The following is a 6,431-nucleotide window of genomic DNA, read 5'->3' on the forward strand; positions in this document are numbered from 1 at the left end:
GTCTAAATGATGTCCTCTTTTTTTTTGAGAACTTAAAATGATAAAATGAAATTAAACTAAGCGAATTTTGTACTTTTGCAAAAAATTATTAAAATTATAATTCATGTTAACAGTAAATAATTTATCAGTTCAGTTTGGCAAACGAATTTTGTTTGACGAAGTAAATACAACCTTTACACACGGAAATATTTATGGCGTTATCGGAGCTAATGGGGCTGGAAAATCTACTTTCTTAAAAATCATCGCTGGTGATATGGATCCTACTTCGGGACACATTCACTTAGAACCTGGCAAGCGTATGTCTGTTTTAAACCAGAATCACAACATGTTTGATGAACATACAGTACTAGAAACAGTAATGATGGGAAACAAAGTTTTGTATGCTGTGAAAAAGGAAATGGACGAACTGTACTTGGATTATAATGATAAAAATGCGGATAGGATAGGGGAGTTGCAAGTCCAGTTTGAAGAAATGAATGGTTGGAATGCCGATTCTGACGCTGCATCAATGCTTTCAAATCTAGGTATAACTGAGGAGAACCATTACACATTAATGGGTGATCTTGAGGGGAAAATTAAAGTACGAGTGTTATTGGCGCAAGCCTTGTTTGGAAATCCTGATTTATTAATTATGGATGAGCCTACCAATGACTTGGATTTTGAAACCATTGCTTGGTTAGAAAATTTCTTAGCAAATTATGAAAATACGGTAATTGTAGTATCGCATGACAGACACTTTTTAGATTCTGTATGTACACACATTTCTGATATAGACTATAATAAAATCAATCATTACTCTGGGAATTACACGTTTTGGTATGAGTCGAGCCAGTTAGCTGCAAAACAACGCGCACAACAAAACAAAAAAGCAGAGGAAAAGAAACAAGAATTAGAAGAATTTATTCGTCGTTTTTCTGCTAACGTTGCCAAGTCGAAACAAGCAACTTCTCGTAAAAAAATGATTAGTAAATTAAATATTTCCGAGATAAAACCTTCTAGCCGAAGATATCCTGCCATTATCTTTGATCAAGAGCGTGAAGCAGGAGATCAAATCTTGAATGTACAAAACTTGAGTGCCTCTATTGACGGAGACATTTTGTTCAAGGGTGTAGATTTAAACATGGCCAAAGGAGATAAGATTGTCTTATTTTCAAAAGATTCACGTGCAACTACTGCTTTTTATGAAATCTTAAACGGAAATCAAAAAGCTGATTCGGGTAGTTTTGATTGGGGAGTTACAACAAACCAAGCGTATTTACCAGTTGAAAATCATTCGTTTTTTGAAAGTGATTATTCACTAGTGGACTGGTTGCGTCAATGGGTAAAAACAGAAGAAGAACGTGATGAGGTAAATATTAGAAGTTTCCTTGGGAAAATGATTTTTTCAGGTGAAGAAGCTTTAAAAACATGTCGTGTTTTGTCTGGTGGTGAAAAAGTACGATGCATGTTGTCTAGAATGATGATGGAACGTGCTAACGTGTTAATGCTTGATGAGCCTACGAATCACTTAGATTTGGAATCAATTACGGCTTTTAATAATTCATTAAAAAACTTTAAAGGATCCGTGATTTTTACCACGCATGATCATGAGTTCTCTCAAACTGTAGCTAATAGAGTAATTGAACTTACTCCTAATGGAGCTATAGACCGTTACATGACATTTGATGACTACTTAGATGATGAAAAAGTACAAGAATTGAGAGTGAAAATGTATTCTAAATAACAAAAAAATCCCGCTAATGCGGGATTTTTTTTGATATAAATTCTAGCTTAAGTTTTTTGCAGTGCTATTATTTTCTTTTGAATATTTTTGTGATTATAAAAAGTAAAATTGCAATAACAGCAATAACTAAAAAAATACCCACACCTACACCGGCTTTAAAAATTCCTTTTACAATGGAACAACTTGATAAAGTGATTAAAAGGAAAGATAATAACGAGATTCTAGTAGCTATTTTTTGCATGATATAAGGTTTTTAATGTTGTTATTGTATTTTGTAAATTTACATTTAAAAGTAAAAATGTTTGTTACATAATTATCGAATAAAATTATAAATTGAAGTCAACCTAATTTTTATAATATCATGCAGTATTTGTTTATATTTAATTTGAAAATGCTAAATATGTATTTGTATATTTGTGTAACCAAAGAATAAATACGCTATGAGCCAAAAAGTATTGCTTACTGCTAAAGAAGTTACTATCATTTTACACCGTTTGGCTTGTCAATTAATAGAAAAACACCTCAATTTTTCAGATACGATTTTGGTAGGAATTCAACCAAGAGGAGTTTTTTTAGCAGAACGATTAAAAGAAATTCTGCAAGACGAATATCAAACTCCTGAAATCCAGTTGGGGTATCTCGATATAACTTTCTTTAGAGATGACTTTAGAAGAACGGATAAACCATTAGAAGCCAATAAAACTAAGATCAACTTTATTGTTGAAAATAAAAAAGTAATATTTATTGATGATGTGTTATTTACCGGTCGTAGTATTAGATCAGCATTGACTGCAATCCAATCCTTTGGTAGGCCATCAGAAATTGAATTACTAGTCTTAATTGACAGACGATTCAGCCGTAATTTACCCATTCAACCTGATTATAGAGGAAGACAGGTAGATGCTATCAATAATGAAAAAGTAAAAGTAAGTTGGAAAGAAAATGATGGTGAAGATGGTGTTTATTTAATCACTAGTGAATCATAGCAATTGCAAATCAGAAAATATAATCGTAAATAGAAATGAAAGAATTAAGCGTAAATCATTTATTAGGTATAAAGTACATCAATAAAAATGATATTGACTTGATATTTGAAACCGCAGATCATTTTAAAGAAGTTATTAATAGACCGATAAAGAAAGTTCCATCGTTACGAGATATTACAATAGCTAATATTTTTTTTGAAAACAGTACACGAACAAAGCTTTCCTTTGAATTAGCTCAAAAACGTTTGAGTGCTGATGTTATTAGTTTTTCGGCTGCACAATCCTCAGTAAAGAAAGGCGAGACGCTAATAGACACCGTGAATAACATCTTATCTATGAAAGTAGATATGGTTGTAATGCGACATTCTAATCCGGGTGCCGCATATTTTTTATCAAAAAATGTCAAAGCAAGTATTGTTAACGCTGGAGATGGAGCTCATGAGCATCCTACACAGGCATTGTTAGATAGTTATTCAATAAGAGAGCGTTTAGGCGAAGTTGCGGGTAAAAAAGTTGTCATAGTTGGTGATGTTTTGCACTCAAGAGTGGCATTGTCTAATATTTATGCTTTGCAAATGCAAGGAGCCGAGGTTAAAGTATGTGGGCCAAAAACGTTAATACCAAGATACATCAATTCATTAGGAGTAGGTGTTGAACCTGATTTAAGAAAAGCATTAGAATGGTGTGATGTGGCTAATATGTTGCGAGTACAAAATGAGCGTATGGATGTTAATTTTTTTCCATCAACACGGGAATATGCTCAGCAATACGGCTTAGATAAAACGCTTTTAGAGTCCTTAAGCAAAGAAATCGTGATTATGCACCCTGGACCTATTAATAGAGGAGTTGAGATTACAAGTGAGGTAGCAGATCATCACCAATCTGTAATTTTGAATCAGGTTGAAAATGGTGTTGCCATTCGAATGGCTGTCATTTATTTATTGGCCTCAAAAATTCAATAACTATATTCAGTACTTTAGATAAATAATGTACCACTAGATTTTTATAAATGTATTTAAATTTAATATCATGAAAGTAGATCAAAAAGGACACACAATAGTAATTCGAGATACACAAGGTGACTTTACATCTTTTTTAATGAAAATTACACACCAATACAAGACATTTGAAAAGCATAACATTATTATTGATTTGTTGATGTATGAAAGTATGTCTATGTCAGACATAAAACTTTTTTTGCCTTTATCAAAGGATCATAAAAAAGCAAAAAAATCATTTGTAATAGTGACCTCTGATTTTGATTATAATGCAGTTCCATCAAAGTTAACTGTTGTTCCATCATTATTAGAGGCGCATGACATTATTGAAATGGAAGAGATTGAAAGAGATTTAGGCTTTTAATCAATTGAATTCGGTTTTTTAAACCTATTGATTGATTCAAGCAAGTATAAATAATCGAATTAAACACACCTTGAAATTAACAATACTTGGTTGCTATGCAGCCACTCCTAGGACTTTTACAAATCCTACATCACAGGTTTTAGATATTAACAACAGGCTCTTCCTAATTGATTGTGGCGAAGGTACACAAGTTCAGCTTCGAAAAAATAAAGTGAAGTTTTCTAGAATCAATCATATTTTTATTTCGCATTTACACGGAGACCACTTTTTTGGTTTAGTAGGTTTGATATCAACATTTTCTTTATTAAATAGGACTACTGATTTGCATATTTATGGTCCCAAAGGGATTAAAGAGATTATAAAATTACAACTGAGATTATCAAACTCCTGGACAAATTATGGATTGTATTTTCATGAATTAGAATCCTTAGAAAGTGAAATAATTTTTGAGGACCATAAAGTTGTTGTTAAAACAATTCCACTTAAGCATAGAGTATATACCAATGGTTTTTTGTTCCAAGAAAAAATAGGAGAGCGAAAATTAAATATTGATGCAGTACAAAACTATGCTATAGATACTTGTTATTACCAAAATATTAAAAACGGTAAAGACATTACCCTTGATAACGGTACTGTAGTTTTAAACAAGGATCTTACCTTTGATCCTGTTCCAGCTCTTAGTTATGCATTTTGTTCTGATACAGTTTATAATGAAGATATACTTCCTATTATAAGTAATGTAGATGTGCTGTACCACGAATCGACTTTCTTACAATCAGAGGAAAATTTAGCTAAAAAAACATTACATTCTACTGCCAAAGAAGCTGCTTTAATTGCCCTGAAAGCTAATGCAAAACAATTAATTCTAGGACATTATTCAACACGCTATGAAAGTATTGAAATGTTCAAACAAGAAGCAGAAACTGTTTTTCCAAATATATTATTGGGTGACGACGGTAAAAGCTTTGAATTTTAAAATGCAAATAATTTAAAAACACTATTTAAACTATACAATAATGAATGATTTAAGTGATTATAGAAAGTCATATGATAAAAGTGAACTTTTAGAAAGTAACATTCCAGAAGATCCTATAAATTTATTTAATAGATGGTTTCATGAAGTTGAAGACTATGGAGGAGATAGTGAGGTAAATACCATGACATTATCAACAATTGGTTTAGATGGTTTTCCAAGAGCAAGAGTTGTTTTATTAAAGAAATTTTCTGAAGAAGGTTTCATTTTTTATACTAATTATAATTCAGAAAAGGGTAGGGCTATTATTGAGAATGATAAAGTTTGTTTATCATTTTTTTGGCATACTATGGAACGTCAGGTAATTATTAAAGGAGTAGCAACTAAAACTTCTGAAATGATTTCAGACAATTATTTTAACTCCAGACCAGATGGTAGTAAACTTGGGGCAATTGCATCTAACCAAAGTGAAGTGGTTGCATCTAGAGCTGAGCTGGAAAGTAACTTAAGTAAGCTTGAAGTTGAGTTTGAGAACATGCCAATTCCAAGACCTGAATATTGGGGAGGCTTCATTGTAAATCCTTCAGAAGTAGAGTTTTGGCAAGGCCGTCCTAATCGTTTACATGACAGAATACGTTATGTTTTTCAAGATGATCAAACTTGGAAAATTGAAAGACTTGCACCGTAAAATATAAATAAACTTACAATTTTGAATTTATGATGTAGTTTATCGATTTTATTTACCTTATAACGGATTTTTATCTATATTTGAATAAGAAATAAAATTAGATTACTAATTATAAAGTTTGTTGCCCCACAATCGACTTTAAGTTTAACCTACTACATTATGACTACAAAATTACTTCGTACATTATTGCTAAGTTTAGTGGTATGTATATTAGCGTCATGTTCATCTAATAGTTCAGATGAAGAAATTAATGAGCCTACTGTACAAAAAGTTTCTAATTTTTCGTATAGTGCTTTTGAAATCGAAACGATGGATTTAATTAATTCTTATCGTGTAAGTAAAGGTCTTAACCCACTTTTGAAAATTAATCATATGTCTTTTAAGTCTGAAGAGCATGACAATTATATGATTGAAAATAATGTTGTTAATCATAATAATTTTGTTGAAAGATCAGATAATATCATAAAAACTTTAGGAGCTAAGACAGTTAGCGAAAATGTAGCTTACAACTATAATACTCCTCAATCTGTTCTTAATGCATGGCTTGCAAGTCCAGGACACAAAGCAGTAATCGAAGGTAATTTTACTCACTTTGGTTTAGCAGTTAGAGAACATCCTACAACTGGTAGAAAATATTTCACAAATTTATTTGCTAGAATTTAAGTTTTTTAAGTTTTTTTTTTGAAGCTATCTCATAAC

General features: G+C 31.6%; 8 protein-coding genes. 7 read left to right on the top strand and 1 reads right to left on the bottom strand.

The features are described from left to right. The first annotated feature begins 103 nt into the window (after positions 1–103). Entirely contained in the window at positions 104–1,723 is a 1,620-nt protein-coding gene (locus tag FPG59_RS12765) for an ABC-F family ATP-binding cassette domain-containing protein (RefSeq protein ID WP_086454974.1), read from the top strand. Between the two features lie 67 nt (positions 1,724–1,790). Here the strand turns inward: FPG59_RS12765 and FPG59_RS16650 are convergent, their stop codons facing one another. Further along, entirely contained in the window at positions 1,791–1,964 is a 174-nt protein-coding gene (locus FPG59_RS16650; protein ID WP_176330745.1) for a hypothetical protein, read from the bottom strand. Between the two features lie 199 nt (positions 1,965–2,163). Here FPG59_RS16650 and pyrR point away from each other — a divergent pair, with 199 nt between their 5' ends. From pyrR to FPG59_RS12795, 6 genes are all read left to right on the top strand, one after another. Then, positions 2,164–2,709, top strand: a complete 546-nt coding sequence (gene pyrR, locus FPG59_RS12770; protein WP_086454975.1) for a bifunctional pyr operon transcriptional regulator/uracil phosphoribosyltransferase PyrR — start codon at positions 2,164–2,166, stop codon at positions 2,707–2,709. Positions 2,710–2,744: 35 nt separating this feature from the next. Continuing rightward, positions 2,745–3,671: an aspartate carbamoyltransferase catalytic subunit gene (locus tag FPG59_RS12775; protein ID WP_086454976.1), complete on the top strand. Its 927-nt coding sequence runs from the start codon at positions 2,745–2,747 to the stop codon at positions 3,669–3,671. A gap of 67 nt (positions 3,672–3,738) precedes the next feature. After that, positions 3,739–4,071, top strand: a complete 333-nt coding sequence (locus tag FPG59_RS12780; protein WP_086454977.1) for a ribonuclease Z — start codon at positions 3,739–3,741, stop codon at positions 4,069–4,071. A gap of 70 nt (positions 4,072–4,141) precedes the next feature. Beyond that, complete coding sequence (locus FPG59_RS12785) at positions 4,142–5,047, top strand: ribonuclease Z (RefSeq protein WP_086454980.1); 906 nt, start codon at positions 4,142–4,144, stop codon at positions 5,045–5,047. Between the two features lie 40 nt (positions 5,048–5,087). Next, entirely contained in the window at positions 5,088–5,732 is a 645-nt protein-coding gene (gene pdxH, locus FPG59_RS12790) for a pyridoxamine 5'-phosphate oxidase (protein WP_086454978.1), read from the top strand. Between the two features lie 159 nt (positions 5,733–5,891). Then, positions 5,892–6,395 (top strand): CAP domain-containing protein, encoded by a 504-nt coding sequence (locus FPG59_RS12795; RefSeq protein ID WP_086454979.1) that lies wholly within the window; start codon positions 5,892–5,894, stop codon positions 6,393–6,395. Positions 6,396–6,431: the final 36 nt, after the last annotated feature.

It is taken from the genome of Flavobacterium sp. FPG59 (assembly GCF_002150205.1).
Classification (GTDB): Bacteria; Bacteroidota; Bacteroidia; order Flavobacteriales; family Flavobacteriaceae; genus Flavobacterium.

Coding starts and splice junctions, on each gene's coding strand:
- FPG59_RS12765 (WP_086454974.1), top strand. CDS start 104: ATGTTAACAGTAAATAATTTATCAGTTCAGTTTGGCAAACGAATTTTG.
- FPG59_RS16650 (WP_176330745.1), bottom strand. CDS start 1,964: ATGCAAAAAATAGCTACTAGAATCTCGTTATTATCTTTCCTTTTAATC.
- pyrR (WP_086454975.1), top strand. CDS start 2,164: ATGAGCCAAAAAGTATTGCTTACTGCTAAAGAAGTTACTATCATTTTA.
- FPG59_RS12775 (WP_086454976.1), top strand. CDS start 2,745: ATGAAAGAATTAAGCGTAAATCATTTATTAGGTATAAAGTACATCAAT.
- FPG59_RS12780 (WP_086454977.1), top strand. CDS start 3,739: ATGAAAGTAGATCAAAAAGGACACACAATAGTAATTCGAGATACACAA.
- pdxH (WP_086454978.1), top strand. CDS start 5,088: ATGAATGATTTAAGTGATTATAGAAAGTCATATGATAAAAGTGAACTT.
- FPG59_RS12795 (WP_086454979.1), top strand. CDS start 5,892: ATGACTACAAAATTACTTCGTACATTATTGCTAAGTTTAGTGGTATGT.